26 protein-coding genes are annotated in these 26,062 nt (G+C 74.2%); 7 read left to right on the top strand and 19 right to left on the bottom strand.

What is annotated here, in order from left to right; all coding sequences use genetic code 11:
* Window positions 1-17: 17 nt before the first annotated feature.
* From BLP29_RS07710 to BLP29_RS07690, 5 genes are all read right to left on the bottom strand, one after another.
* A complete protein-coding gene (locus tag BLP29_RS07710; protein WP_092802061.1) occupies window positions 18-1,331 on the bottom strand; it encodes a peptidoglycan DD-metalloendopeptidase family protein in 1,314 nt (437 codons plus the stop codon).
* Window positions 1,332-1,508: 177 nt separating this feature from the next.
* Window positions 1,509-2,288 (bottom strand): ATP-binding cassette domain-containing protein, encoded by a 780-nt coding sequence (locus BLP29_RS07705; protein WP_207798370.1) that lies wholly within the window; start codon window positions 2,286-2,288, stop codon window positions 1,509-1,511.
* On the bottom strand, window positions 2,285-3,313 hold the full coding sequence (locus tag BLP29_RS07700) for an ABC transporter permease (RefSeq protein WP_092802060.1): 1,029 nt from the start codon (window positions 3,311-3,313) through the stop codon (window positions 2,285-2,287). The genes BLP29_RS07705 and BLP29_RS07700 overlap by 4 nt, the downstream gene beginning before the upstream one ends.
* Complete coding sequence (locus tag BLP29_RS07695; RefSeq protein ID WP_092802059.1) at window positions 3,310-4,281, bottom strand: substrate-binding domain-containing protein; 972 nt, start codon at window positions 4,279-4,281, stop codon at window positions 3,310-3,312. Before BLP29_RS07695 ends, BLP29_RS07700 begins: the two co-directional genes overlap by 4 nt.
* Before the next feature lie 60 nt (window positions 4,282-4,341).
* Window positions 4,342-5,199, bottom strand: coding sequence for a GntR family transcriptional regulator (locus BLP29_RS07690; RefSeq protein WP_207798368.1), 858 nt, complete (start codon window positions 5,197-5,199; stop codon window positions 4,342-4,344).
* Between the two features lie 70 nt (window positions 5,200-5,269).
* Here BLP29_RS07690 and BLP29_RS07685 point away from each other — a divergent pair, with 70 nt between their 5' ends.
* Together BLP29_RS07685 and BLP29_RS07680 are read left to right on the top strand one after the other, a co-directional pair.
* Entirely contained in the window at window positions 5,270-6,340 is a 1,071-nt protein-coding gene (locus tag BLP29_RS07685; RefSeq protein ID WP_207798367.1) for a Leu/Phe/Val dehydrogenase, read from the top strand.
* A gap of 200 nt (window positions 6,341-6,540) precedes the next feature.
* Window positions 6,541-6,756, top strand: coding sequence for a DUF3073 domain-containing protein (locus tag BLP29_RS07680; RefSeq protein ID WP_092802057.1), 216 nt, complete (start codon window positions 6,541-6,543; stop codon window positions 6,754-6,756).
* A gap of 90 nt (window positions 6,757-6,846) precedes the next feature.
* Here the strand turns inward: BLP29_RS07680 and purM are convergent, their stop codons facing one another.
* Genes purM through BLP29_RS07655 form a run of 5 tightly spaced genes read right to left on the bottom strand, consistent with a single transcriptional unit; the run spans window position 6,847 to window position 11,963 of the window.
* Window positions 6,847-7,902, bottom strand: coding sequence for a phosphoribosylformylglycinamidine cyclo-ligase (gene purM / locus BLP29_RS07675; protein ID WP_092802056.1), 1,056 nt, complete (start codon window positions 7,900-7,902; stop codon window positions 6,847-6,849).
* Window positions 7,899-9,479: an amidophosphoribosyltransferase gene (gene purF, locus BLP29_RS07670; RefSeq protein WP_092803107.1), complete on the bottom strand. Its 1,581-nt coding sequence runs from the start codon at window positions 9,477-9,479 to the stop codon at window positions 7,899-7,901. Before purF ends, purM begins: the two co-directional genes overlap by 4 nt.
* 57 nt (window positions 9,480-9,536) lie before the next feature.
* Window positions 9,537-10,265 carry a DUF72 domain-containing protein gene (locus BLP29_RS07665; RefSeq protein WP_092802055.1) on the bottom strand — a complete coding sequence of 243 codons (729 nt, stop codon included), beginning with the start codon at window positions 10,263-10,265 and terminating at the stop codon, window positions 9,537-9,539.
* A gap of 1 nt (window position 10,266) precedes the next feature.
* Window positions 10,267-10,875, bottom strand: coding sequence for an MBL fold metallo-hydrolase (locus BLP29_RS07660; protein WP_092802054.1), 609 nt, complete (start codon window positions 10,873-10,875; stop codon window positions 10,267-10,269).
* Entirely contained in the window at window positions 10,872-11,963 is a 1,092-nt protein-coding gene (locus BLP29_RS07655) for an S-(hydroxymethyl)mycothiol dehydrogenase (protein ID WP_092802053.1), read from the bottom strand. The genes BLP29_RS07660 and BLP29_RS07655 overlap by 4 nt, the downstream gene beginning before the upstream one ends.
* Window positions 11,964-12,145: 182 nt before the next feature.
* On the opposite strand from BLP29_RS07655, the gene BLP29_RS07650 reads away from it, so the two are divergent.
* A complete protein-coding gene (locus BLP29_RS07650) occupies window positions 12,146-13,546 on the top strand; it encodes an OFA family MFS transporter (RefSeq protein ID WP_092802052.1) in 1,401 nt (466 codons plus the stop codon).
* Window positions 13,543-13,692 (top strand): MFS transporter small subunit, encoded by a 150-nt coding sequence (locus tag BLP29_RS20955; RefSeq protein WP_165839319.1) that lies wholly within the window; start codon window positions 13,543-13,545, stop codon window positions 13,690-13,692. The genes BLP29_RS07650 and BLP29_RS20955 overlap by 4 nt, the downstream gene beginning before the upstream one ends.
* Before the next feature lie 56 nt (window positions 13,693-13,748).
* Here BLP29_RS20955 and BLP29_RS07645 read toward each other — a convergent pair whose 3' ends face one another.
* The 4 genes from BLP29_RS07645 to purS are packed head-to-tail and all read right to left on the bottom strand — an operon-like array spanning window position 13,749 to window position 17,328.
* Window positions 13,749-14,147, bottom strand: a complete 399-nt coding sequence (locus BLP29_RS07645; RefSeq protein ID WP_092802051.1) for a sterol carrier family protein — start codon at window positions 14,145-14,147, stop codon at window positions 13,749-13,751.
* Window positions 14,147-16,417 carry a phosphoribosylformylglycinamidine synthase subunit PurL gene (gene purL, locus BLP29_RS07640; RefSeq protein ID WP_092802050.1) on the bottom strand — a complete coding sequence of 757 codons (2,271 nt, stop codon included), beginning with the start codon at window positions 16,415-16,417 and terminating at the stop codon, window positions 14,147-14,149. Before purL ends, BLP29_RS07645 begins: the two co-directional genes overlap by 1 nt.
* Window positions 16,414-17,085 (bottom strand): phosphoribosylformylglycinamidine synthase subunit PurQ, encoded by a 672-nt coding sequence (purQ, locus tag BLP29_RS07635; protein ID WP_092802049.1) that lies wholly within the window; start codon window positions 17,083-17,085, stop codon window positions 16,414-16,416. Before purQ ends, purL begins: the two co-directional genes overlap by 4 nt.
* Window positions 17,086-17,088: 3 nt before the next feature.
* The gene (purS, locus tag BLP29_RS07630; protein WP_092802047.1) at window positions 17,089-17,328 is read right to left on the bottom strand and encodes a phosphoribosylformylglycinamidine synthase subunit PurS; all 240 of its coding nucleotides are present in this window, start codon (window positions 17,326-17,328) and stop codon (window positions 17,089-17,091) included.
* Between the two features lie 114 nt (window positions 17,329-17,442).
* Between purS and BLP29_RS07625 the strand changes: the two genes are divergently transcribed.
* Window positions 17,443-18,117 (top strand): PilZ domain-containing protein, encoded by a 675-nt coding sequence (locus tag BLP29_RS07625; RefSeq protein WP_092802045.1) that lies wholly within the window; start codon window positions 17,443-17,445, stop codon window positions 18,115-18,117.
* Window positions 18,118-18,123: 6 nt separating this feature from the next.
* Here BLP29_RS07625 and BLP29_RS07620 read toward each other — a convergent pair whose 3' ends face one another.
* Genes BLP29_RS07620 through BLP29_RS07610 form a run of 3 tightly spaced genes read right to left on the bottom strand, consistent with a single transcriptional unit; the run spans window position 18,124 to window position 20,884 of the window.
* The gene (locus BLP29_RS07620) at window positions 18,124-18,981 is read right to left on the bottom strand and encodes a phosphoribosylaminoimidazolesuccinocarboxamide synthase (protein WP_092802042.1); all 858 of its coding nucleotides are present in this window, start codon (window positions 18,979-18,981) and stop codon (window positions 18,124-18,126) included.
* The gene (gene purB / locus BLP29_RS07615; RefSeq protein ID WP_092802039.1) at window positions 18,978-20,285 is read right to left on the bottom strand and encodes an adenylosuccinate lyase; all 1,308 of its coding nucleotides are present in this window, start codon (window positions 20,283-20,285) and stop codon (window positions 18,978-18,980) included. The genes BLP29_RS07620 and purB overlap by 4 nt, the downstream gene beginning before the upstream one ends.
* Window positions 20,282-20,884: a mismatch-specific DNA-glycosylase gene (locus BLP29_RS07610; RefSeq protein ID WP_092802036.1), complete on the bottom strand. Its 603-nt coding sequence runs from the start codon at window positions 20,882-20,884 to the stop codon at window positions 20,282-20,284. Before BLP29_RS07610 ends, purB begins: the two co-directional genes overlap by 4 nt.
* Window positions 20,885-21,003: 119 nt before the next feature.
* On the opposite strand from BLP29_RS07610, the gene BLP29_RS07605 reads away from it, so the two are divergent.
* Window positions 21,004-22,494 (top strand): AI-2E family transporter, encoded by a 1,491-nt coding sequence (locus tag BLP29_RS07605; RefSeq protein ID WP_243469775.1) that lies wholly within the window; start codon window positions 21,004-21,006, stop codon window positions 22,492-22,494.
* On the opposite strand, the gene purD is transcribed toward BLP29_RS07605, so the two are convergent.
* Together purD and rsgA are read right to left on the bottom strand one after the other, a co-directional pair.
* Window positions 22,495-23,769 (bottom strand): phosphoribosylamine--glycine ligase, encoded by a 1,275-nt coding sequence (gene purD, locus BLP29_RS07600; protein ID WP_092802033.1) that lies wholly within the window; start codon window positions 23,767-23,769, stop codon window positions 22,495-22,497.
* Between the two features lie 11 nt (window positions 23,770-23,780).
* Window positions 23,781-24,815, bottom strand: a complete 1,035-nt coding sequence (gene rsgA / locus BLP29_RS07595; RefSeq protein ID WP_092802030.1) for a ribosome small subunit-dependent GTPase A — start codon at window positions 24,813-24,815, stop codon at window positions 23,781-23,783.
* Window positions 24,816-24,994: 179 nt separating this feature from the next.
* Between rsgA and BLP29_RS07590 the strand changes: the two genes are divergently transcribed.
* The gene (locus tag BLP29_RS07590) at window positions 24,995-26,008 is read left to right on the top strand and encodes a glycerophosphodiester phosphodiesterase family protein (protein ID WP_092803101.1); all 1,014 of its coding nucleotides are present in this window, start codon (window positions 24,995-24,997) and stop codon (window positions 26,006-26,008) included.
* Window positions 26,009-26,062 lie beyond the last annotated feature (54 nt).

The following is a 26,062-nucleotide window of genomic DNA, read 5'->3' as shown; positions in this document are numbered from 1 at the left end:
AGCCGGGCCCGTCTGCGTCAGCAGCCGCGGATGGAGACCCCGCGCGCGGACATCCACGGCACCGGGTCGATCGCGCCGCTGTACATCGCCCCGTTGGGGTGCACCTCGAAGTGCAGGTGCGGGCCGGTGGACTGGCCCTCGTTGCCGACGTCGGCGATCTGCTCGCCGGCCGAGACCCGCTCGCCGGCCGACACGTAGTACCGGCTGACGTGGCCGTAGACGGTCACCGCGCCGTCGTCGCCGCGGATGTAGACGGCCTGGCCGAAGCCGGTGGCCGCGCCGGCCCGCTGGACGGTGCCCGACGTGGCCGCGTAGATCGGGGTGCCGATCGGCGCGGCGATGTCGACGCCGTTGTGGCTGGTGCCCCAGCGGGCGCCGAAGCAGCTGCTAGTCCGGCCCGCGGCCGGCAGCACGTAGCCACCGCCGCCACCGCCACCGCCGCCACCGCCACTACCGCCACCGCCACCGCCACCGACCGAGGACGGCGGCGGGGCCTGGCGGGCGGCGGCCGCAGCCGCGGCGGCGGCCGCGGCGGCCTGCTGCTGCGCACGGGCGGCGGCGGCCTCCTCGGCGGCCTTCTGGTCGACCCACGCCTGGTAGGCGTTGCGGGCGCCCTGCAGGGCGAGCAGCTGGATCTGCGCGGCCTGCAGCTGCGCGTCGTAGGTGGCCTTCTGCGCGCTCACCGTGGCGACGGCGGCCTGCTGCGCGGCGACCTGGGCGTCCGCGGTGCTCTTGGCGTCGGCGGCGACCTCCTCGGCAGCGGCCTGCTGGTCCACGGCCTGCCGGGCGGCGGAGTCGGCGTTGGCCTGGGCCAGCTGGGCGACCTCGAGGTCACCCAGCACGTCGAGCTGGTTGTCGGCCACCCACTCGAGCATCGCGGCCCGCTCGACGAGCTCGCCCGGGCCGCCGGAGTCCAGCAGCGCGACCGCGCTGGTGAGGGTGGCGCCGTTCATGTAGCTGTCCCGGGAGAACTCCGAGATGCGGCCCTGGGCCGAGGTCACCCGGTCGGTCGCGGCGGCCAGGTCGGCCGCGGTCTGCGCAGCTGCGGCCTGCGCGATGCCCAGCGCCTCCTGCGCGGCCTCGTAGGCGATGCCGGCCGACTCCGCCTGCACCGACGCCTGGTCCAGCTGGGCCTGCGCACCGGCGACGAGGCCGGCGATCCGGCCCACCTCGGCCGCGGCGGCGTCCTGGGCGGTCTGCGCCGCGGTCAGCTCGCCGTCGCTGGGGTTGCCCGGCGCCGGTGGGGCGGCCGAGGCCGGCCCGGCACCTAGCACGACGACGGCCACCGCGAAGGCAGCCACGAGGGTGGCACGCAGCGGGTGCTGCGACATGGAGCGCTCCCTGGGGAAGAGGGATGGCAGAACAGCCCGTGGACTGTCCCACCCGCCCCACGAGTCACATGCGCAACACGCCGGGGCAGCCTGGACCAGTCCGTCACGGACCTGGTGGGCCGTTCCGTCTGACGGTGCTCCATCGACACCGATCGGTCCGACCTTGAGCGGCTGTCCTCAGATCGGGTGGTCGCGCTCCAGTTCGTGCTCCAACGCGTCGAGCTCGGCACCCCCGGACATGAGCGTGACCAGCTCGTCGCGCGTCAGCTCCGCCTTGGGCCGGTCGGCGATGCTCTGCCCCCGGCGCAGCACCAGGAACCGGTCGCCCACCGGGTAGGCGTGGTGCGGGTTGTGGGTGATGAACACGACCCCGAGTCCCCGCTCGCGTGCCCGGGCGATGTAGCGCAGCACCACACCGGACTGCTTGACGCCCAGCGCCGCGGTGGGTTCGTCGAGGATCAGCACCCGGGCACCGAAGTGCACCGCACGGGCGATCGCCACGCACTGCCGTTCGCCGCCGGACAGCGTGCCGATGGGCTGGTCGACGTCGCGCAGGTCGATGCCCATGGCGGCCATCTCGTCGCGCGTCGTCCGCTTCATGAGGTCGACGTCCAGCATCCGGAGCGGCCCCCTGCGGGGCTCCGAGCCGAGGAAGAAGTTGCGCCAGACCGGCATGAGCGGCACGACCGCGAGGTCCTGGTAGACCGTCGCGATGCCCAGCGCGAGCGCGTCGCGCGGGCTGGACATGTGCTGCTCGACGCCGTCGACGCGGTAGCTGCCCTCGGAGTGCTGGTGCGCCCCGGACAGGATCTTGATGAAGGTGGACTTGCCGGCACCGTTGTCGCCCAGCACGCAGGTGACCTCGCCGGCCCGCACCGAGGTGGTGACCCCGCGCAGCGCCACGACCGAGCCGTAGGTCTTGCCCAGGTCGGTGACCTCGATCAGCGGGGCGCTCACCGCAGCCGCTCCGCCCGCACCCGCACGGCGTTGTTGACCAGCACCGCGGCCAGCAGCATCACGCCGAGGAAGGCGTAGAGCCAGTTGCTGTCCCAGCCGGCGTAGACCACGCCCTGCCGGGTCATGCCGTAGATCAGCGCGCCCAGCGCGGCGCCCACGGCCGAGCCGTAGCCGCCGGTGAGCAGGCACCCGCCGACGACGGCGCAGATGATGTAGATGAACTCGTCGCCCACGCCGGTGGAGCTCTGCACGGTCGAGCTCTGGAACAGGCTGATCATGCCGACCAGCCAGCCCGCGGCCGCCGTCGTCATGAACAGGCCGATCTTGGTGCGGGCCACCGGCACCCCCGTGGCCCGGGCACTGGCCTGCGCCCCGCCGACGGCGAACACCCAGTTGCCGGCCCGCGTGCGCAGCAGCACGAGGGTGGCCAGGGCGGTCACCGCCAGGAACCACAGCACGGACACCGAGATGCTCGCCCCGCCGATGGCGAGCGTGCCGCCGAAGACCGGCTTGACCGACTCGACGAACGGCACGTCGCTGAAGCCCTGGACGGCGACCTGCCCGTAGACGAGCTTGACCAGGGCCAGGTCGATGCCCTGGAGCACGAAGAACGTGCCCAGCGTGACGATGAAGCTGGGCAGGCCGGTGCGGACGACGAGCACGCCGTTGAGCGCACCGATGGCCAGCGCGACCACCAGGGCCAGGACGACGGCCACCCAGACGTTGAGGCCGTAGCCGGTGGTGGCGACGCCGACCAGCAGCCCGGTGGCCCCGGTCATGGCGCCGGCGGAGAGGTCGAACTCGCCGCCGATCATGAGCATCGCGACCGCCACCGCCATGATCCCGAAGCGGGAGGCGGAGTTCAGCCACGTGCCGATGCCCGAGGGCGTGAGGAACTGGTCGGCGACGACCGTGAAGAACAGCAGCACGGCCAGCGCCGCGACCGCTGCCCCGACCTCGGGACGCCGGAGGACCCGGGTGGTCGCCCGGGCGGGCGCCACCCGGGCCGGGGCAGCGGTGGTCACCGGGTGCCGTTGGCGGCGTACCGGGCGACGTCCGCGGCGTTCTCGGAGGTGACGAAGGCCGGGCCGGAGTTGACCGGCTGGCCGCCGCCGACGACGTTGCCGTTGGTCGCGTAGAGCTGCAGGAACGAGACCGGCAGGTAGCCCTGGAGGTAGGGCTGCTGGTCGACGGCGAAGGTGATGTCGCCGGCGGTGACGGCGTCGAGCACGTCGGAGGAGATGTCGAAGGTGTCGATCTGCGCCGAGGTGCCGGCGTCGGCCTGGGCGGAGACCGCGGCGACCGCGACCTGCCCCTGCAGCGCGAGCACGGTGGTCACGCTGGGGTCCGACTGCAGCTTGGACAGGATCGTGTCCTGCACCTGCGCGGTGTCGGTGCCGTCGACCTGCAGGTTCTCGACCTGGCCGGCGTAGGTGGACGCGACCGCCGAGCAGCGGTCCTCGAGGCCGATGTTGCCGGCCTCGTGGATGACGCACAGCACCTTGCCGGTCTGGCCCTCCTCGTTCAGCCGGGTGCCGACCGCCTCGCCGGCGGTGGTCTCGTCCTGGCCGACGTGGGTGATGGCGCCGAACTCGGCCGAGCGGCCCTGGCCGGAGTTGATGGTGATGACCGGGATGCCGGCGGCGACCGCGGCCTCGACGGAGTCGCGCAGCCCGTCGGGGTTGGCCATCGAGACGACGATGCCGTCGACGCCCTGGGAGACCGCGTTGTCGATGAGCTCGGCCTGCCGGGTCGGGTCGGGGTCGCTGTTGTAGTCGACCGTGACGCCCAGGTCCTCGCCGGCCTGGTCGGCGCCCGAGCGGACGACGTCCCAGAACGAGTCGCCGGGGGCGCCGTGGGTGATGACGGCGATGTCGAGGTCCGCGCCGGAGGCCCCCTCCGCGGAGGTGTCCTCCTGGCCGGTGCCGCTGCAACCGCTCAGGGCCAGGATGCCGGCCACGGCGAGCACGCCGGCCGATCGGGTGATGCGCATGGTTCGGTGTTCCTCCTGCAGAGCGGGCATGCCAAAGCACTGAGTATGTCTGGTCCGCGCTCAGGGGGTCAGCAGGCTCATCTCGAAGGAGTAGCGCTCGGCCACGTAGACGTGCTGCCCGTGCTCCACCGGCGTCCCGTGCCGGTCGTAGGACGTGCGCTCCATCGTCAGCAGGATGCCGCCGGGCTCGACGTCGAGCAGCGCGGACTCCTCGGGCGTGGCCGGGCGGGCGCCGATGACCTGGCGGGCGGTGCGCATCTCCAGACCCGCCGCACGGACCAGGGCGTACAGGCCGGTGCGCTCGAGCTCGGCGTCGTCGAGCTCGAGCAGACCGGCCCGGAACCAGTTGGTCAGCCGGGCGATCGGCGCGCCGCGCACGGCCCGCAACCGGACGACGGTCACCGCGTCGGTGCCCGCCGGGATGGCCAGCGCGCGGGCGGTGGCGGGGTCGGCCGGCCCCGTGGTGTGCGAGAGCACCTGGGTGGCCGGGTCCTCGTCGGCCCGGACCAGCTCGTCGTAGCTGCTGGTGGGCTCGGGCGGCGGCAGCCGCAGCGGGGTGCCCACCCGGGTGCCCGCGCCGCGCCGGCGGACGATGAGGCCCTTCTCGACCAGGTCGCGCATGGCCTGGCGCAGGGTGGGCCGCGAGAGCCCGAGCGAGTCGGCCAGCGCGACCTCGTTGTCCAGCCGGGTGCCCGGCGGCAGCTTGCCCGAGGCGATCCCCTGCTCCAGGTAGCGGGCGACCTGGCGGTACAGCGGCACCGGGCTGGTGCGGTCCAACCGGAGGCCGGCGACGAGGTCGGGCACCCGGTCGGACGCCCGGTCGGACGCCCGGTCGGACGGGTGGTCGGACGGGTGGTGGGACGCGTGGTGGGGCGCGTGGTCGGGCACCGGGTCGGACACGCGGTCGGTCTCCCGCACGTCGTCCTCCCTCGGTCGGCCCTGCTGAGCGCATCAGCTTGTCATGCCACCGGCTCGTAGGCTCTGCCGCGTGGACGTCTTCGGTTCCGGGCACGAGCAAGTGGTCTTCTGCAGCGACGAGGAGTCCGGCCTGCGCGCCGTGGTCGCGGTGTACTCCACCGCCCTCGGCCCGGCCCTGGGCGGCACCCGCTTCTTCCCCTACGCCACCGAGGCCGCGGCCGTCGCCGACGCGCTGGCCCTCTCGAAGGCGATGGCCTACAAGAACAGCCTGGCCGGGCTCGACCTCGGCGGCGGCAAGGGCGTCATCATCGGCGACCCGAAGCGGGACAAGACCGAGGCCCTGCTGCGCGCCTACGGGCGCTTCGTCGAGTCCCTCGGTGGCCGGTACCTGACCGCGTGCGACGTCGGCACGTACAACGCCGACCTCGACGTCGTGGCCCGCGAGACCCGCTTCGCGCACGGCCGGTCCGTGGCCCGCGGCGGCTGCGGGGACTCCTCGGTGCTCACCGCGTTCGGGGTCTTCCAGGGCATGCGGGCCGCCGCGCAGCACCGCTGGGGCACGCCCTCGCTGGCCGGGCGCACCGTCGCCGTCGCCGGGGTGGGCAAGGTCGGCTCGTGGCTGGTCGACTCCCTCGTCGAGGACGGCGCCTCCGTGGTGGTCACCGACGTCGACCCCGCGGCCGTCGAGCGGGTGACCGCGAAGCACGCGGCCGTCCGCGCCGTGGCCGACTCGGCCGAGCTCGTGCGCACGCCGCACGACGTCTACGCCCCCTGCGCACTCGGCGGTGCCCTGGACGACGAGACCGTCGCCGTCCTCCCCGCCCAGGTCGTGTGCGGCGGGGCCAACAACCAGCTCGTGCACGAGGGCACCGCCCAGCTGCTGGCCGACCGCGGCATCCTCTACGCCCCCGACTACCTGGTGAACGCCGGCGGGGTCATCCAGGTCGAGGACGAGCGGCACGGGTTCGACTTCGCCCGCGCGCAGGCCAACGCGGCGACCATCTTCGACGTCGCGCTGCGGGTGTTCGCCGCCGCCGACGCCGAGGGGGTCACCCCCGCCGTCGCCGCCGACCGGCTGGCCGAGGAGCGCATGCGCTCGGTGGGACGGCTGTCGACCATCCGGTTGCCCGCGACCCGCTGAACGCCCCGACGCGCTGAGACACCGGTCACCTCCAGGGCCTGTGACCTGCCCGTCCGGGGGACTCGTGGCGAGGTCGTGTGCCGAGGCCCGTTCCGTGACGTAAGCTCATCGGCGGACACAATCACTCAGTCGGGGTCGCCAGTCGGGCCGTCCAAGCCCAGCGCTGGACGGCCGCCACTCCGTTACGAGGGGGTCGAGCCATGGGGCGCGGCCGAGCGAAGGCCAAGCAGACACGCGTGGCCCGTGAGCTCAAGTACAGCTCACCTTCCACCGACCTGACTGCTCTGCAGCGGGAACTCGGTGGGCAGGCGTCGACCTACACCGCTCCGGCGGTCAAGGACGACGACGAGGACGACATCGCCTCGCGATGGATCGACGACGACGACGCGGACGACGGCTGGGTCGCCAGCCGCTGATCCGGGTCGTCGACCCACAGCACCACCGCACCAGACGCACCGCACGACGAGCACCGCCGCCCCCCGGGACGGCGGTGCTGTCGTGCTGCGTCAGCGGTACGAGCCGACCAGGTGGGCCGCGGCCGCCTCGGCGTCGTCCCGCTGCCCGACCGTGCCCGCGACCCAGGCCGGCACGCCGCGCTCGGTGAGCAGTGCGACCGTACGGTCGGCGGCCTCGGGGGCGACCGCGGCCACCATGCCGACGCCGCAGTTGAACGCCCGCTCGGACTCGGTGCGCGGCACGCCGTGCGACTCCAGCAGGTGCACCGCGGCCGGCAGGGCCCAGGTGCTGCGGTCGAGCTCGGCCACGAGGCCGTCGGGGACGACGCGCGCTGCGTTGCCCGCGAGCCCACCGCCGGTGATGTGCGCGAAGGCGTGCACCTGCTCGACGCCGAGCTCCGCGACGAGCGCCAGGCAGTCCAGGGCGTAGATGCGCGTGGGCTCGAGCAGGGTGGCGCCCAGCTCCCGGTCCAGCCCCGCCGGGGTGGAGAGCAGGTCCAGTCCGGCCTCGGCGACCACGCGGCGCACCAGGGAGTAGCCGTTGGAGTGGAAGCCCGAGGAGGCCATGGCCACCACGACGTCGCCTGCGCGCACCCGTTCGGGCCCGAGCACGGCATCGGCCTCGACGACGCCCACGGCGGTGGCGGCCAGGTCGTACTCGTCGGCGCCCATGAGGTCGCCGTGCTCGGCGGTCTCGCCGCCGACCAGCGAGGCCCCGGCCAGCCGGCACCCGGTGGCGATGCCGGTGACGATCGCGGCGATGCGTTCGGGCACGACCTTGCCGCAGGCCACGTAGTCCTGCAGGAACAGCGGCTCGGCCCCGCACGCGACCAGGTCGTCGACGCACATGGCGACCAGGTCGATGCCCACCGTGTCGTGCCGGTCGAGCTGGCGGGCCAGCGCGATCTTCGTGCCGACACCGTCGGTGGACGACGCCAGCAGCGGCTTGCGGTACTTCTGGGTGTCCAGCGCGAACAGCCCGGCGAAGCCGCCCAGGCCGCCGACCACCTCGGGCCGGTTGGTGGCCTCGACGGCGCCCTTCATCAGGGTGACGGCGCGCTCGCCGGCGTCGATGTCGACGCCGGACCCCGCATAGGTGTAGCTCATGGGCGGGTGAGGGCGTCGTCGGCGCCGCCGGCCACGCTGGGGCTGCCGGCCTGCCGACCGGTCCAGCCGCTGACCGCTCGGGCGGCCTCGCGGTCGACGTCGTCGATGACCGGCAGGGTGCGCTTGGTGATGCCCTCGAGCACGTGCTTGCCCAGCACCTCGGGCTCGCCCAGCGGGATCGGGTACTCGCCGGTGAAGCAGGCCGAGCACAGCCGGCTGGCCGGCTGCTCGGTGGCCGCGATCATGCCGGCCTCGCTGACGTAGCCCAGCGAGTCGGCGTTGATCGAGGCCCGCACGCCGTCGACGTCCAGACCGTTGGCCACCAGCTCGGCGCGGGAGGCGAAGTCGATGCCGTAGAAGCAGGGCCACTTCACCGGCGGCGAGGCGATGCGCACGTGCACCTCGACGGCGCCGGCCTCGCGCAGCATGCGCACGAGCGCGCGCTGGGTGTTGCCGCGCACGATCGAGTCGTCGACGACGACCAGCCGCTTGCCGCGGATGACGTCGCGCAGCGGGTTGAGCTTGAGCCGGATGCCCAGCTGCCGGATGGTCTGGCTGGGCTGGATGAAGGTGCGGCCCACGTAGGAGTTCTTGACCAGGCCCAGGCCGTAGGGGATGCCCGAGGCCTCGGCGTAGCCCACCGCGGCCGGGGTGCCCGACTCGGGCACGGGGATGACCAGGTCGGCCTCGACCGGGTGCTCCTTGGCCAGCCGGCGACCGATCTCGACCCGGGCGGCGTGCACCCCGCGGCCGGAGATCGTGGTGTCGGGCCGGGCCAGGTAGACGTACTCGAACACGCAGCCCTTGGGCTCGGCGGGGGCGAAGTGCTGGGAGCGCAGGCCGTCCTCGTCGATGGCGATGAGCTCGCCGGGCTCGACCTCGCGGACGTAGGAGGCGCCGACGATGTCCAGCGCGGCGGTCTCGCTGGCCACGACCCAGCCGCGCTCGAGCCGGCCGAGCACCAGCGGGCGCACGCCCTGGGCGTCGCGGGCGGCGTAGAGGGTGGTCTCGTCCATGAAGGTGAAGCTGAACGCGCCGCGCAGAGCGGGGAGCACCTGCATCGCGGCGGCCTCGATCGAGAGGTCCTGCTTGGCGGCGATGAGCGCGGTGACGATGTCGGAGTCGGTGGTCGCCGAGAAGGCCCCCGAGACGCCCTCGTCGGCCGCCCGGCTGGCCAGCTCGGCGGTGTTGACCAGGTTGCCGTTGTGGCACAGCGCGATGCCGCTGCCCCCGCCTGTGGTGCGGAACGTCGGCTGGGCGTTCTCCCAGGTCGAGGCGCCGGTGGTGGAGTACCGGGTGTGCCCGACGGCGAGGAAGCCGCGCAGGCTGGACAGCGTCGACTCGTCGAAGACCTGGCTGACCAGGCCGAGGTCCTTGTAGACCACGACGGACGCGCCGTCGGACACCGCGATGCCCGCTGCCTCCTGCCCGCGGTGCTGGAGGGCGTACAGGCCGAAGTAGGTGAGCTTCGCGACCTCCTCCCCCGGCGCCCAGACCCCGAAGACGCCGCACGCGTCCTGGGGTCCTGCGTCCTGGGGGTCGAGGTCGTGCGTCAGCCGTCCATCACCGCGAGGCACGGCGTCCAGGGTACCGGCGCCCGGCCCGGTGGCCATCCCCGTGGGGTGTCGGACGCCTCACCCGAGCAGCTCGCGCAGGCGGCGGGCGTTGCGGACGGCGTGCCCCTCGCCGTCGTTGTTGAAGTAGCCGAACACCTCGACGCCCCGCCACTCGCGGATGCGGTCGGCCCACCACTGCAGGTCGGCCTCGGAGTAGGACCCCGCGTAGAGGTGCTCGTGGTCGGGGCCGTGCCAGCGCACGTAGGCGAAGGGGGCGGTCACCCGCAGCACGCACGGGATGCCGGCCCCGCTGACCACGCAGTACGCGGCCCCGTGCCGGGCGAGCAGCTCGAACACGTCGTCGTGCTGCCAGGTGGGGTGCCGCAGCTCGACCGCGACCCGCAGCCACGGCGGCAGGTGGCCCAGGAACCAGGCCAGCCGGTCGTCATCGCGCTGGTGGTCCGGGCGCAGCTGCACCAGCAGGACCCCGCGGCGGTCGGCGAGCTCGTGCCACCCCGCGGACATGCGGTCGATCCAGGTCTCGGGGTCGTACAGCCGTTTGGCGTGGGTGAGGCCGCGGGCGGCCTTGACGCTCATCGCGAAGCCCGGGGGCAGGCGCTGCCGCCAGCCGGCGAACGTCGTGTCGCGCGGCCAGCGGTAGAACGAGGCGTTCAGCTCGACGGTGTTGAACTCGGCCACGTAGTGCGCGAGCCGGTCCCGGGACGGCGTCCCCGGTGGGTAGAGGACGCCGTCCCAGTGGTCGTAGCTCCACCCCGAGGTGCCGATGCGCGCCCGGGGTGCGTCCACCTCAGTGGATGTTGTCGACCTCGGCGGCGACGGTGGTGTCGTCGCCGTGCCCGGTCTTCACCACGGTGTCGCCGGGCAGCGTCAGCAGCCGCTCCTGGATGGAGTTCAGGATGGTCGGCTTGTCGCTGTAGGACCTGCCCGTGGCGCCGGGTCCGCCGCAGAACAGCGTGTCGCCGGTGAACACCGTGTCCAGCTCCGGGGCGTGCAGGCAGGTGCTGCCCGGCGAGTGGCCGGGGGTGTGCATGGCGACCAGCTGGGTGCCGGCGACGTCGAACGTCGTGCCCTCGACCAGGTCGTGGTCGGGCGCTGCGTCGGGGTGCACGACGTCCCACAGCATGCGGTCGGCCGGCGGGAACCAGATCGGCGCCCCCGTGGCCTCGCGCAGCGCCACCGCGGCGGTGATGTGGTCGTTGTGCCCGTGGGTCAGCACGATCGCGCCCAGCGTGCGCGGCCCGATGGCCTCGAGGATCGGCGCGGCGTCGTGCGGGGCGTCGATGACCAGCACGGTCTCCTCGTCGCCGACCAGCCACACGTTGTTGTCCACGTCGAAGTCCTGGCCGTCGAGGCTGAACACCCCGCTGACCACGGTCTTGTCGATGTAGACCGTCACTTGTCGAACACCACGACCGAGCGCAGCACGTCGCCGTGGTGCATCTTCTCGAACGCGGCCTCGACGTCGCCGATGCCGATGGTCTCGGACACGAAGGCGTCGAGGTCGAAGCGGCCCTGCAGGTAGAGGTCGATGAGCATGGGGAAGTCGCGGCTGGGCAGGCAGTCGCCGTACCAGGAGGACTTCAGCGCGCCGCCGCGGCCGAAGACGTCGATCAACGGCAGCGTGATCTCCATCGTCGGGTTCGGGACGCCGACCAGCACGACGGTGCCGGCGAGGTCACGGGCGTCGAAGGCCTGCTGGTACACCGCCGGGTGGCCGACCGCGTCGATGGCGACGTCGACGCCGAACCCGCCGGTGAGCTCCTTGATCGCGGCGACCGCGTCGGTGTCCTTGGAGTTCACCGTGTGGGTGGCACCCAGGCCCTTCGCCCACTCGAGCTTGCGGTCGTCGAGGTCGACGGCGATGACCTTGGCCGCGCCGGCCAGCTTCGCCCCCGCGATGGCCGCGTCGCCCACGCCGCCGCAGCCGAAGACCGCGACGGTGTCGCCACGGCCCACGCCGCCGGTGTTGATCGCGGCACCCACGCCGGCCATGACGCCGCAGCCCAGCAGGCCGGCGGCCTCGGGCTTGGCCGCCGGGTCGACCTTGGTGCACTGGCCGGAGTGGACGAGGGTCTTCTCGGCGAAGGCGCCGATGCCCAGGGCCGGGGACAGCTCGGTGCCGTCGGCCAGCGTCATCTTCTGGGTGGCGTTGTGGGTGTTGAAGCAGTACCAGGGCTTGCCCTTGGTGCAGGCCCGGCACTGCCCGCAGACCGCGCGCCAGTTGAGGATCACGTAGTCGCCGACGGCGACGTTGGTGACGCCCTCGCCGATCGCCGAGACCACGCCGGCGGCCTCGTGGCCCAGCAGGAACGGGAACTCGTCGTTGATCCCGCCCTCCCGGTAGTGCAGGTCGGTGTGGCAGACCCCGCAGGCCTGCACGTCGACGACCGCCTCACCCGGACCCGGGTCGGGGACGATGATCGTCTCGAGACTGACGGGGGCTCCCTTGCTGAGGGCGACGACGCCCTGCACCTCGTACGGCATGCAGCGGAGCTTATGGGTGGGGTCCGACGGCCGGCGCACGTGCTTCCGTGGAGCGGTAGGTGACGATTCCGTCTCGCTCACCCGGCGGGTGGTTGCACCTCGAACTACCGTCCCCGGGGCATGGCCCGCGTCACAGCGGGCACCCCAGCCATCCCGGGCACCGCCCCGGACAGGAGGACCTCGTGGCCGTTCCCGGCTTCCTGGCGCGCGACCGCATCGTCGCGAAGCCGGGCTTCAACCGGTGGCTGATCCCGCCGGCCGCCCTCGCCGTCCACCTCTGCATCGGCCAGGCCTACGCGACCAGCGTCTACAAGACCGCCCTGGTCGAGCACTTCGACGCCAGCCTCACCTCGATCGGCGTGGTCTTCTCCATCGCCATCGTGATGCTCGGGCTGTCGGCCGCCGTGTTCGGCACCTGGGTCGACCGCAACGGCCCGCGGGCGGCCATGTTCACCGCCGCCTGCTTCTGGTCGGTCGGCTTCCTGGTGGGCGCCGCGGGCATCGCGACGAACCAGCTGTGGCTGCTGTACCTGGGCTACGGCGTGCTGGGCGGCATCGGCCTGGGCATCGGCTACATCTCGCCGGTCTCCACGCTGATCAAGTGGTTCCCCGACCGCCCGGGCCTGGCCACCGGCATGGCGATCATGGGCTTCGGCGGCGGTGCGCTCATCGCCACCCCGCTCTCGCGGCAGCTGATGAGCTTCTACGACCCCGCCTACGACGGCACCGCGGCCACCACGCCCAGCGGCGGGGCGGTGGCCGGGCTGTTCGTCACCCTGGGCCTGGTCTACCTGGCCTACATGATGTTCGGGGCCTTCATCGTGCGGGTGCCGGCCGACGGCTGGCAGCCCGACGGCTTCGACCCCTCGACGATCAAGCAGAAGGCGCTGGTCACCACCGACAGCGTCTCGGCCGCCAACGCGATCAAGACCCCGCAGTTCTGGCTGCTGTGGGTGGTGCTCTTCTGCAACGTGACCGCCGGCATCGGCATCCTCGAGCAGGCCAGCCCGATGATCCAGGACTTCTTCCGCGAGGGCGACGCCTCCACGGTCGCGGCCGCGGCGGGAGCCGGGTTCGTCGGCCTGCTCTCGCTGTTCAACATGGCCGGCCGGTTCGTGTGGTCCTCGACCTCGGACAAGATCGGCCGCAAGCCCATCTACATGGTCTACCTCGGCGTCGGGCTGCTGCTGTACGTCGCGCTGGCCACCGTCGGCAGCTCGGCCACCTGGCTGTTCGTCGTCCTGGCCGCGGTGATCATCAGCTTCTACGGCGGTGGGTTCGCGACGATCCCGGCCTACCTGCGCGACCTGTTCGGCACCTACCAGGTGGGCGCCATCCACGGCCGGCTGCTCACCGCGTGGGCCGCCGCCGGCGTCGCCGGCCCGCTGATCGTCAACGGCGTGCTGGACACCCAGGGCACCCCCGGCGAGCTCGTGGCCGGCGACTACCGCATCGCGCTGTTCATCATGGTCGGCCTGCTCGCGATCGGGTTCGTCGCGAACCTGCTCGTCAAGCCGGTCGACAGCAAGTGGCACGAGAAGAAGACCGAGCCCGCCACCACCGAGAGGAGCGCCGTCCGATGAGCTCGTCGCAGCGCAGCGCAGGGCCCGAGCGCACCAGCACCCCGACCCTGCTGATCGTCATCGCCTGGCTGCTGGTCAGCATCCCGCTGGCCTACGGCCTGGTGCGCACCGTCATCACCGCCGCCCCGCTCTTCACCGGCGGCTGACCCGACCCGACCTCGACGCCCCGTCCACCAGCTCCGGTGGGCGGGGCGTCGGCGTCTCAGGCGGGCGGGCCCGAGCGGAAGGGACGCAGGGGAAGCACGGCGGCGAGGTCGGCGCGGTTGCCGCTGGCGGCCACCGTGCCGCCGGCCACCGCGTCGTCCCAGGTCAGCAGGCCGCAGACCAGCCTCAGCCAGGTGGCGGCGTCGGTCTCGACGACGTTGGGCGGGGTGCCGCGGGTGTGCCGCGGGCCCTCGATGCACTGGACGGCGACGAACGGGGGCACCCGCACCTCCACCGACCGGCCGGGCACCTGCTGGGCCAGCCACCGCGCGGTGGTCTTCACCGCCGCGCCGAGCACCGTGCGCGGCGGCCTCTCGGCCTCCTCGCGCAGCCAGGGCAGCACCGGGCCCAGCACCTCGCGGAGCTGCTCCGCCGGGATGGGCGCGGTGCCGGCCATCAGCTGGTGGGGACCGCCCCGGTGGGGACGGCGCCGACGGCGTCCTCGGGGTGGCCGAACAGATCGGGCAGCGTGCGGGTCCAGGTGGTGCGCAGCTCGGTCAGCGGCAGCTCGACCAGGCCCTCGACCACCAGGGCGTCGCCGCCCGTCGTGCCCAGCTCGGTCACCGGGACGCCGGCCGCCTCGGCCGCCGCCCGCACAGCAGCGGCATCGGTGGTGGTGACCACCGCGCGGGCCACCGACTCGGCGAACAGCGCCGCCGTGGGGTCGCCCTCGACGCGCACCGTCGCGCCGACGCCGTACCGCAGGGCCGACTCGGTCAGCGCCTGCGCCAGGCCGCCGTCGGACAGGTCGTGGGCGGAGGTGACCGCACCGTCGGCGGCGAGACCGGCCAGCAGCTCGGCCAGGGCGCGCTCGGCGTCGAGGTCGAGCTGCGGGGGCAGGCCGCCGAGGTGGCCGTGCACGACCGACGCCCAGGCCGATCCGCCGAACTCGGGCCGGGTGTCGCCGAGCAGCAGCAGGGTCTCCCCCGCCGCCCGCCAGCCACCGCCCACGCGGGTGCGCACGTCGGCGTGCACGCCCAGCACGCCGATCACCGGCGTGGGGTTGATCGGGACGTCGCCGGTCTGGTTGTAGAGGCTCACGTTGCCGCCGGTGACCGGCAGGCCCAGCGCGCGGCAGCCGTCGGCCAGGCCGCGCACGGCCTCGGCGAACTGCCACATGACCTCCGGCTCCTCGGGGGAGCCGAAGTTCAGGCAGTTGGTGACCGCCAGCGGCACGGCGCCGGAGACGGCGACGTTGCGGTAGGCCTCGGCCAGGTTCAGCTGCGCGCCGGTGTAGGGGTCCAGCCGGGCGAAGCGGGCGTTGCCGTCGAGCGCGAGGGCGATGCCGCGGTTGCTGGTCTCGTCGATGCGCACCAGGCCGGCGTCCTCGGGCTGGGCGAGCACGGTGTTGCCCTGCACGTACCGGTCGTACTGCTCGGTGACCCACGACTTGTCGCAGCCGTCGGGGCTGCCGACGACGGCCAGCCAGTCGGCGCGCAGGTCGGTGGACTCGACGGGCGGCAGGTCGGCCTGGAGCGCGTCGAGATCGGCCGGGCGGGAGTAGGGGCGCTCGTAGACCGGGCCGTCGTGCGCGACGGTGCGCGGCGGGACATCGACGATGCGCTCGCCGTGCCAGTCGATGAGCAGCCGGTCGCCGTCGGTGACCTCACCGATGACGGTGGCCAGCACGTCCCACTTCGCGCAGACCGCGAGGAACTCCTCGACCTTCGCGGGCTCGACGATCGCGCACATGCGCTCCTGCGACTCGCTCATCAGGATCTCGGCCGCGGTGAGCGTGGAGTCGCGCAGCGGCACGGTCTCCAGGTCGATGCGCATGCCGCCCGAGCCCGCGGCGGCCAGCTCGCTGGTGGCGCAGGAGAGCCCGGCGCCGCCGAGGTCCTGGATGCCGGTGACCAGGTCGGCGGCGAAGATCTCCAGGCACGCCTCGATGAGCAGCTTCTCGGTGAAAGGGTCGCCCACCTGCACCGAGGGCCGCTTGGCCGGGCCGTCGGCGTCGAAGGTCTCGCTGGCCAGCACCGAGACCCCGCCGATGCCGTCGCCGCCGGTGCGGGCGCCGAACAGCACGACCTTGTTGCCCACGCCCTCGGCCTTGGCCAGCCGGACGTCGGAGTGCTTCATGACACCGACGCACAGCGCGTTGACCAGCGGGTTGCCCAGGTAGCAGTCGTCGAACAGGATCTCGCCGCCGATGTTGGGCAGGCCCAGGCAGTTGCCGTAGCCGCCCACGCCGGCCACGACGCCGGGCAGCACCCGGGCGGTGTCGGGGGCGTCGGCCCGACCGAAGCGCAGCGAGTCCATGACGGCGACCGGGCGCGCGCCCATGGTGAGGATGTCGCGCACGATGCCGCCGACGCCGGTGGCCGCACCCTGGTAGGGCTCGACGTAGCTGGGGTGGTTGTGCGACTCGACCTTGAAGGTCACCGCGTAGCCGTCACCCACGTCGACCACGCCGGCGTTCTCGCCCATGCCGACCAGCAGCGCCTCGCTCTTCGGCAGGTCGCCGAAGGTGCGCAGGTGCACCTTGGAGGACTTGTACGAGCAGTGCTCGCTCCACATCACCGAGTACATGGCCAGCTCGGCGGTGGTGGGGCGGCGGCCGAGGATCTCGCGGATCCGGGCGTACTCCTCCGCGCGCAGGCCCAGCTCGCGCCAGGGCTGCTCCTCGTCGGGGGTCTCCCCGGCGCGGGTCACGGTGTCGACGGTCATGCGGAGAGCGCTCCCTGGAGGACCGAGGTGAAGAAGCCGAGGCCGTCGACCGAGGGCCCGGTGAGCTCCTCGACGGCGTGCTCGGGGTGCGGCATGAGCCCGACGACCCGGCCGTCGGCGCTGGTCACGCCGGCGATGTCGCGCGAGCTGCCGTTGGGGTTGCCACCGGCGTACCGGACGACGACGCGGCCCTCGCCCTCGATGCGGTCGAGGTCGGCGTCGGCGGCGACGTAGCGGCCCTCGCCGTTCTTCACCGGGACGGTGATGGTCTGGCCCTGCGCGTAGGACGACGTCCACGCGGTGTCGGCGCGCTCGACGCGCAGCGCCTGGTCGCGGTTGCGGAAGTGCAGGTGGCTGTTGCGGGTGAGCGCCCCGGGCAGCAGCCCGGCCTCGCAGAGCACCTGGAAGCCGTTGCAGATGCCCAGCACCGGCATGCCGGCGTGCGCCCGGTCGACCACGGCCCGCATGAGCGGCTGGCGGGCGGCGATGGCGCCGGCCCGCAGGTAGTCGCCGTAGGAGAACCCGCCGGGCAGGACGACGGCGTCGACCGCGGGCAGCTCGGCGTCGGCGTGCCACAGCGGCACGACCTCACCACCGGCCAGCCGGACGGCGCGGGCGGCGTCGACGTCGTCGAGCGAGCCCGGGAAGGTGACGACCCCGATGCGCACGGGTCAGTCCCCCGACAGGTGCAGCTCGACGTCCTCGATGACCGGGTTGGCCAGCAGGTTCTCGGCGATCTCGCGCAGCTCGGCCTCGTCGGGGGTCCCCTCGACGTCGAGCACGAAGTGCTTGCCCTGACGGACGCCGGTCACCCCCCGGTGGCCCAGGCGACCGAGGGCGCCGAGCACGGCCTGCCCCTGGGGGTCGGAGATCTCTGGCTTCAGGACGACGTCGACGACCACGCGCGGCACGGCGCAAGGGTACCGGTCACCGGGTTCGGCATTTCGAGTCGAGTGCGGGCCGCACCTGCCGATACCCCGGACCGGGACGGCCCGACCACGGGCCGGGGCGCAGGGAGGGCAGCCGTGTTCGCGACCGAGTCCGACGACGACCGGCCCTCCGCAGGGGACCGCGTCGAGGTGGTCGGCATCGGCGGCGCTCCCCAGGCCACCACCACGGTCGACCTCAGCCGGCCCTCCGAGCTCGTGCTCGGTGTGGGTGTGGACGCCCGCGGCCGCAAGGTGCGGCTGGGGCTGGGCAGCATGGTGCTGGTCTGGTGGGTCTCCCCCGGCGGCGCCATCCGCTACCGGCCGCACGTCGTGGCCGACGTCCGGGGCGGCGGCTTCCCGACCTGGGTGCTGCAGCCGGCCGGTGCCGCCTCCGAGGGCGACCGACGGGCCAGCCCCCGGGTGGCGATGGCCGTCCCGGTCGGCCTGGTGACCCCGGTCGGCATGCTGCTCGGCGAGACCACCGACGTCAGCGAGGGTGGGCTGCGGGCGATGTTCGGCGCCGCCCCGACGGCCGGTCACGGCGACGTCGTCCTGCCCTTCCCGGAAGCGGGCGACACGGTGGTGCTGGCCCTGGTGCTGGGCGGGAGCCGGGTCGAGCTGAGCAGCCGCGCCCGCCAGGCCAAGCGGGTGCCCGACGGCCGCCGACTGCTGCGCGCGTCGTTCGAGGAGGTCCCCGACGAGGTGCGACTGCGGCTGCGGTCGACCACCTCGCAGGAGATCGGCCGACAGCTCGTCACCGGACGGCGCTGAGCGCCGTCAGAACGAGGTGCCGGTGAGGGCCTCGTAGGCGGCGACGTAGCGCTCGCGGGTGGCCGCGACGACGTCGGCGGGCAGCTCGGGCGGCGGGGACTGCCGGTCCCAGCCCGAGGACGTCAGCCAGTCGCGCACGAACTGCTTGTCGTAGGAGGGCTGCACCGCGCCCGGCGCCCAGGTGGCCGCGGGCCAGAAACGCGACGAGTCGGGGGTGAGCACCTCGTCGGCCAGCACCAGGGCACCGCCGTCGACCCCGAACTCGAACTTGGTGTCGGCCAGCACGATGCCCGCCCCGGCCGCGACCTCGTGGCCGCGGCGGTACAGCGCCAGGGTGAGCTCGCGCAGCTGCTCGGCCCGCTCGGGGCCCACCAGCTCGACGGTGCGGGCGAAGGAGATGGCCTCGTCGTGCTCGCCCACCTCGGCCTTGGTCGACGGGGTGAACACGGGCTCGGGCAGCCGCGACCCCTCCTCGAGCCCGGCGGGCAGCTCGACGTCCACGATCGCGCCCGTGCGGCGGTACTCGACGGTGCCCGAGCCCGAGAGGTAGCCGCGGGCCACGCACTCGACCGGGGCCATCTCCAGCCGGCGCACGAGCATGCCGCGGCCGGCCGCGGCGGCGGGGACCTCCGTGGCGCTCAGGAGATGGTGGGTGGCCCCGTGCGCGGCCAGGACGTCGGCCAGCTGCTCGAACCACCAGACCGACAGCCGGGTCAGCACCGCGCCCTTGTCCGGGATCGGGGTGGGCAGCACGTGGTCGTAGGCCGAGATGCGGTCCGACGCCACGAGCAACAACTGGTCCTGGCCCGCGTCGTAGACCTCCCGCACCTTGCCGCGGGCGACCAGCGGGAGGTCGATGGTCACGACAGCGCCGCGAGCCGCTCGAACAGCGGGTCGAGGTTGGCCACGTAGCGCTCGGGCCGGCAGATCTCGTCGAGCTTGCCCTCGTCGAGCGCCACGCCGTCGGCCTCGGCGCGGGCCCGCAGCGTCTCGCGGAACGGGGTGCCGGTCTGCCAGGTCTGCATCGCCGCACCCTGCACCAGGGCGTAGGACTGCTCGCGCCCCATGCCGCCCTCGACCAGCTCGAGCAGCACGGCCGAGGTGTAGATCAGCCCGCCGGTGGAGTCGAGGTTGGCCCGCATGCGGGCCGCGTCGACGACCAGGTTCTCGACCAGGCCGGCGGTGAGGTCGAGCAGGTAGTCCAGCGTGATCGCGGCGTCGGGCAGGAAGACGCGCTCGGTCGAGGAGTGCGAGATGTCGCGCTCGTGCCAGAGCGGGATGCCCTCCATCACCGGCACGATCGCCGCGCGCACCACGCGGGCGAGGCCGGCGATGCGCTCGGAGCGGATCGGGTTCTTCTTGTGCGGCATCGCGCTCGAGCCCTTCTGGCCCGACCCGAACGCCTCGGACAGCTCGCGCACCTCGGTGCGCTGGCCGTGCCGCACCTCCAGCGCGATCGCCTCGCAGACCGTCGCGAGGATCGCCAGCGACGAGACCCACTCGCTGATGCCGTCGCGCAGCACCACCTGGGTGGAGGCGTCGGCAGCGCGCAGGTCGAGGGCCTCGGCGACGATGCGCTCGACCGAGGGGTCGATGAGCGAGTAGGTGCCCACGGCCCCGGAGATGGCGACGACGCCGACGGCGGTGCGCGCGGCGCGCAGCCGGTCGCGCGAGCGGGCCGCGGCGAAGGCGAGGTCGGCGACCCGGTGCCCCCACACGTCGGGCTCGGCGTGCACGCCGTGGGTGCGGCCGACCTTCAGCGTGTGCCGGTGGGCCATGCCGTGGTCGCGCAGCGCGGCCACCAGCCGGTCGGCCTTGGCCAGCAGCACGTCGGTGGCGTCGGTGAGCTGCACCGCGAGCGCGGTGTCCAGCAGGTCGGAGCTGGTCATGCCGTGGTGCACGTAGGCCGCCGCGCTGCGCGGCTCGGTGTTGTCCGCCCACGCCGACAGGAAGGCGATGACGTCGTGCTGGGTGGTGGCCTCGATCTCGGCCACCGCCTCGGGGGTCGGCGGCGGCGCCTGCCGCACCGGCTCGACGACGTCGGCGGGCACGCGCCCGGCCGCGGCGTGGGCTTCCAGCACCAAGGTCTCGACCCGGCACCACAGCTCGTACTTGTGGGCCTCGCTCCAGACCCGGCCCATCTCGGGGAGGGTGTACCGCTCGATCACGCCGGTGATCCTCCCGCACGCCCGGGCAGCCCTGCCGCCCGGGCCGCTTCCCCGTAGGCCGCGGCCAGCGTGTCGACCGTGTCGTGGGCGTTCAGGCCGCTCGGGTTGGGCACCACCCACAGCTGCACGTCCGCCGGCCACCCGGCCGGGACGTCGTCCTGCCGGCCGGTGCGGGCCCGGGGGACGCCGAACGCCTGCCGGTAGGCGGTCACGCCGGCCACCGCGACCACGGCCGGACGCCGCCGGGCCACCAGCTCCACCAGCCGGACGCCGCCCTCGCGCAGCTCCGCCGGGCTCAGCTCGTCGGCGCGGGCGGTGGCGCGGCGGGCCAGGTTGGTGATGCCGATGCCCGCCGCGGTGAACCGGGCGCGGTCGGCGTCGGTCATGCCGGCGGCGGCGTCGACCGGTTCGTCGATGACCCCGGCCCGCAGCAGGGCGGGGTAGAACCGGTTGCCGGGTCGGGCGAAGTGGGTCTGCACGGCCGCCGTCCAGAGGCCGGGGTTGATGCCGACGAACAGCAGCCGGACCGGTCCGCTCGGCAGCAGGTCGGGCACCTCGGTGCCGGCGAACGCCTCCAGCTCCGACCGGGTGAACCGCATCTCAGACCGCCGTCCAGGTGTACCGGGCAACCACGTCGGGCATCCTGCCCTCTGCGCCTCGCGGCGCGGTGCGGGTCCATGCTGGGCGCGCACCCGCCGTCCCGCCCCTGGAGGTCCTCGTGCTCGACCGCACCACCGCACGGGCGACGTCCCTCGTCCGCCGGGCCCGCGAGCGCATCCGGGCCGCCGCCGAGCACGACCCCCACGCCTGGCCCGACGGCACCGTGCTGGTCATGGAGGACGGCTCCCGCGCCGTCGTCGACCACGTCGAGGACGGCGCCGCACCCCGCACCGACCCGGGCCCGCAGGACGCCGACCCCCGCCCCGGGGCCCCCCGACCCACCGACTCGCACCCGGCCGGGTCCCCCGACCCCACCGCCCCGGACGACGAGGTCGCCGAGGGCGTCAGCGGCCCACCCCGCCAGGGCGGCGCACCGCCGGTCCCCCAGCACCGCGACCGCAGCACGGGCAGCCTGCTGGCCAGCGAGCACCCGCTGCCGGCCGCCGACGCCGTGCCCAACGGGCTGCGCATCGCCGCCGCCTGGTCGTGGCGGGTCATCGCCCTCGGTGCGGCGCTGTACCTGGTGCTGCTCGGCCTGGCCTACGTCGCCGTCGTCGCCGTCCCGGTGGTGGTGGCCCTGCTGCTGGCCGCCCTGCTGCAGCCCGGCGCCGCCTTCCTGGTGCGGCACCGCTGGCCGACCTCGCTCGCGGCGCTGGTCATGCTGCTGGTCGGGCTGGGCGTCGTCGCCGGCATCGTGACCCTGGTCATCGAGCAGTTCGCCGCCGGCTACGACGACCTGGCCAGCCAGATCGGCCAGGGCCTGACCCAGATCCAGGACTTCGTCGTCGAGACCTTCCCGGTCACGCAGGGCGACATCAACGACGTGCTGGCCAACGCCAGCAGCAGCATCCAGCAGGCGCTCACCGACAACCGCGAGACCCTCACGGCCGGCGCGCTGACCACCGCCGCGACCCTCGGCGAGGTGCTCACCGGCATCGTGCTGGCGCTGTTCACGCTCTTCTTCTTCCTGATGGACGGTCGCCAGATCTGGCTGTGGATCGTCGGGCTCACCCCGCCGAACTCCCAGGCGTACGTCGACGAGGCCGCCCGCCGGTCGTGGCGCACGCTGATCTCCTACGTGCGGGCCACCGCCGTCGTCGCCGCGTTCGACGCCGTGTTCATCGGCATCGGGCTGACCGTGCTCGGCACCCCGCTGGTGGTGCCGCTGGCCGCCCTGGTGTTCCTCGGCGCGTTCATCCCGATCATCGGGTCGTTCCTGGCCGGTTCGGTGGCCGTGCTGGTCACCCTCGTGGCGGTCGGCCCGATCAAGGCGCTCATCGCGCTGGGCATCATCGTGCTGATCATGCAGCTCGAGGGCCACGTGCTGCAGCCGCTGCTGCTGGGCCGGGCCGTATCGGTGCACCCGCTCGCGGTCGTGCTGGCCATCGCCGCCGGCCTGCTGATCGCCGGCATCTTCGGGGCGCTCATCGCCGTCCCCGTGATCGCGTGCGCGAACGTGGCGGGCACCTACCTGTCGCGCCGCCACCAGGGCCCGCGCCCGCCCACGCCGGACACCCGCCGCGCCCGGGCCGCCGTCCGGGCGCAGTGATCAGGGGAGGGCGATCCTCCCCTCCAGGGCGGCCAGGCCGATGTCGGTGCGCCAGTGGGCGTCGGCCAGCCGCACGCCGGCCACGCGCTCGTAGGCGACCTGGCGGGCGTCGGCCAGGTCGTCGCCCACCGCGGTCACGGCCAGCACCCGGCCGCCGGCGCTGAGCACCCGGCCGTCGTCGGCCAGCCGGGTGCCGGCGTGCAGCACGCCCTCGCCCTCGGCGCCGGTGATCGGTGACCCGGTGCGCGGGGCCTCGGGGTAGCCCGGCGCGGCCACGACGACCGTCACCGCCGCGCCGTCGTGCCACTCCAGCGGCGGGTGGTCGGCCAGCGTGCCTGTCGCCGCGGCGAGCAGCAGACCGGCCAGGGGGGTGCGCATCAGCGGCAGCACGACCTGGGTCTCGGGGTCGCCGAAGCGGGCGTTGAACTCCACCACCCGCACGCCGCGCGAGGTCAGCGCGAGCCCGGCGTAGAGCAGGCCGCTGAACGGCTCGCCGCGGCGGGCCATCTCGTCGACGGTCGGCTGCAGCACGGTGGCCAGCACCTCGTCGACCAACCCGGCCGGCGCCCACGGCAGCGGGGCGTAGGCGCCCATGCCACCGGTGTTGGGCCCGCCGTCGCCGTCGTCGCGACGCTTGTGGTCCTGGGCCGGCACCAGCGGGCGCACCGTCGTCCCGTCGGTGACCGCGAACAACGACACCTCGGGGCCGTCCAGGAACTCCTCGACCAGCACCGCGTGGCCGTCGGCGAGGACGGCCCGCCCGTGGGCCAGCGCCGTGTCGCGGTCGGGGGTGACGACGACGCCCTTGCCGGCGGCCAGGCCGTCGTCCTTGACGACGTAGGGGCTCCCGGGGGCGTTCAGCGCGGCGACCTCGTCGAGCGCGGTGTGCAGCTCGGCCTCGGTGCCGATCGGCCACGACCGGGCCGTGGGGACGCCGGCGGCGGTCATCACGTGCTTGGCGAAGGCCTTGGAGCCCTCGATCTGCGCGGCCTGGGCGCTCGGCCCGAAGCAGGCGACGCCGGCCTCGCGGACGGCGTCGGCGACCCCGGCGACCAGCGGCACCTCGGGCCCCACGACGACGAGGTCGGCGCCCCACCCGGTGGCCAGCGCGGCGACCGCGACGGGGTCGGTGGCGTCGACCGGGTGGGCCTCGGCGACGGCCACCGTCCCGGCGTTGCCGGGGGCACAGGCCAGCGCCTGCACCGCCGGGTCGGCGTGGAGGGCCACGCACAGGGCGTGCTCCCGGGCTCCGGATCCGATCACCAGCACGCGCATGGCAGCGAAGGCTACCGGGGGCGGGGCCGGCTCCCCTGCGCGCGCTGGGCCGTCCGCACGGCGCGGCCCCAGGCCTTCTCCTGCTGCCTGCGCAGGGCCACCCGGTCGGTGCGGCGCAGCGCGGTGCGGGCGGCCTCGGCGCGCAGCGCGAGCCACGCCCGGTGGCGGGCAGGGTCCAGCCGCCCGTCGGCCAGGGCGGCGCCCAGCGCGCAGCCGGGCTCCCCGTCGTGCCCGCAGTCGCGGAACCGGCAGCCCACGAGCAGCTCGACGACGTCGGCGAAGGCGTCGTCCAGCCCCCCGGCGTCGGCCAGCTCCAGCTCGCGCAGGCCCGGGGTGTCGACCAGGAGGGCGCCGCCGGGCAGCACGTGCAGCTGGGCCGCGGTGGTGGTGTGCCGCCCCCGGCCGTCGGCGCGGACCTCGTGGGTGGTCGCCCGGTCACCGCCGGCCAGGGCGTTGAGAAGGGTGGACTTGCCCGCCCCCGAGGGGCCGACGACCGCGCACGTGCTGCCCGGGGTCAGCCGCGCCGAGACGTCGGCCAGCCCCGCCCCGGTGACCGCGCTGACCACCACCACCTCGACGCCCACTGCGTCCGCGGCCACGCGGGCGGCCGCGGCCGGGGCGTCGGCGCACAGGTCGGCCTTGGTCAGCACCAGCAGCGGCGTCGCTCCGCTGCCCCAGGCCATCGCCAGGAACCGCTCCACCCGGCGCACGCGGACGTCGCCGGCCAGGGCGTCGACGACCAGCACGAGGTCCAGGTTCGCCGCCAGCACCTGCACCGCCGAGGTGCGACCGGCCACCGTGCGGGTCAGCGCCGTCCGGCGGGGCAGCACCTCGACGACCCTCCCGTCGACCACCACCACCCAGTCCCCCACCGCCACGACGGCGTCGCCCCCGCGCAGCCGGGCGTCCAGGGCGAGCCGGGCCGAGCCGTCGGCCGTCGCGGCGGTCACCCGTCCCCGGTCGACGCGGACCACGCGGCCCAACCGGGCCGCCGCCGGCGACGGCGGGACGTGGGCGCCCCAGGCGGGCACGTGCGGGACGGTCACGGGGGCATGCTCCCGCCGCCGCCCCTCCTCGTCACCCGGGTTTCCCCCGTCGGCCACCTGGTGAGGCGCGACACATCGCGGTTGAGAACCTGCTGCTGAGGCCGATGTACCTGACCATGACAGGAGATTGTCAGCCGGTGTTCGCCGTCCTGACACCCGACGGGGGTGTGGTGGGTCCCATGCGCGAGACCGGTCTGCAGACCGTCCCCGGCTCCGGTCGGCGGGTCCCCCGCCGCCACCCCGTCGTCATCGGCCACCGCGGCGCCGCCGCGCACCGCCTCGAGCACACCCGCGCCGGCTACGAGCTGGCCGCCGACCTCGGCGCCGACCGCATCGAGCCCGACGTCGTCGTCAGCCGCGACGGCGCCCTGGTGGTGCGCCACGAGGTCGAGCTGTCGCTGTCCACCGACGTCGCCGACCACCCGGAGTTCACCGACCGCCGGCGCACGCAGGAGGTCGCCGGCGCCTGGTGCACCGGCTGGTTCGTGCAGGACTTCACCCTCGCCGAGCTGCGCACGCTGCGCGCCGTCGAGCGCTGGCCGCACCTGCGGCCGGGGAACACCCTGCACACCGGCGAGCTGATGACCCTCGGCGAGGTCGTCGAGCTGGCCCGGGCCCGCGGCGTCGGCGTGCAGGTCGAGCTGAAGGACCCCACCTGGTCGGCCTCGATCGGCCTGCCGCTGGCCGAACTGGTCGCCGCGGAGCTGGGTGCCGCCCCCGACGTCGTGCTGCAGAGCTTCGACGCCGCCGGCGTGCGCGAGCTGCGCGACCGGCTCGGTGCCGCCGCCGGCCTGGTGCAGCTGATCGGCGACGAGGCGGCGTTCGACGGCATGGTCACCCCGGCCGGGCTCCGCGAGATCAGCACCTACGCCGACGGCATCGGGCCCTCCAAGCACCGCATCCTGCTGCGCGACGGGGCCGGCACGCTGGTCGGCGTCTCGGACCTGGTCGCCCAGGCCCACCGCGCCGGGCTGACCGTCGCGCCGTTCACCGTGCGCGCCGAGAACGCCTTCCTGCCCGTGCACCTGCGCCGCGGCACCGACCCGGCCGGGCTGGGGGACGCCGGCACCGAGGCCCGCCTGCTGCTGGCCCTGGGCGTCGACGGCCTCATCACCGACAACCCGGAGATCGCCGTGCGCGAGCGCGCCGCCCTGGCCGCCCCCGCCCTCGCCCCGGTCCGCCCCCGCCCCTGACGCCCCGGGCCGACCCCGGTGCTGCAGGCGGGTTGCGGGGTTCTCGCGCTCTCG

The sequence above is a fragment of the Klenkia marina genome (assembly GCF_900101025.1).
In the GTDB taxonomy this organism is placed as follows: Bacteria; Actinomycetota; Actinomycetes; order Mycobacteriales; family Geodermatophilaceae; genus Klenkia; species Klenkia marina.
The sequence above is the reverse complement of the archived record's forward strand: the minus strand, read 5'-3'. Positions and strand labels throughout refer to the sequence as shown.

Excerpts from the sequence above, each read along its gene's own strand:
- BLP29_RS07695 (WP_092802059.1), bottom strand. The coding sequence starts at position 4,281 with ATGCGCATCACCCGATCGGCCGGCGTGCTCGCCGTGGCCGGCATCCTG.
- BLP29_RS20955 (WP_165839319.1), top strand. The coding sequence starts at position 13,543 with ATGAGCTCGTCGCAGCGCAGCGCAGGGCCCGAGCGCACCAGCACCCCG.
- purM (WP_092802056.1), bottom strand. The coding sequence starts at position 7,902 with ATGAGCTACACCTATGCGGGGTCCGGCGTCGACATCGACGCCGGCGAG.
- purD (WP_092802033.1), bottom strand. The coding sequence starts at position 23,769 with ATGCGCGTGCTGGTGATCGGATCCGGAGCCCGGGAGCACGCCCTGTGC.
- purL (WP_092802050.1), bottom strand. The coding sequence starts at position 16,417 with ATGACCGTCGACACCGTGACCCGCGCCGGGGAGACCCCCGACGAGGAG.
- BLP29_RS07610 (WP_092802036.1), bottom strand. The coding sequence starts at position 20,884 with ATGCGGTTCACCCGGTCGGAGCTGGAGGCGTTCGCCGGCACCGAGGTG.
- BLP29_RS07590 (WP_092803101.1), top strand. The coding sequence starts at position 24,995 with ATGCGCGAGACCGGTCTGCAGACCGTCCCCGGCTCCGGTCGGCGGGTC.
- BLP29_RS07710 (WP_092802061.1), bottom strand. The coding sequence starts at position 1,331 with ATGTCGCAGCACCCGCTGCGTGCCACCCTCGTGGCTGCCTTCGCGGTG.
- BLP29_RS07655 (WP_092802053.1), bottom strand. The coding sequence starts at position 11,963 with ATGCCGTACGAGGTGCAGGGCGTCGTCGCCCTCAGCAAGGGAGCCCCC.
- BLP29_RS07680 (WP_092802057.1), top strand. The coding sequence starts at position 6,541 with ATGGGGCGCGGCCGAGCGAAGGCCAAGCAGACACGCGTGGCCCGTGAG.
- BLP29_RS07645 (WP_092802051.1), bottom strand. The coding sequence starts at position 14,147 with ATGGCCGGCACCGCGCCCATCCCGGCGGAGCAGCTCCGCGAGGTGCTG.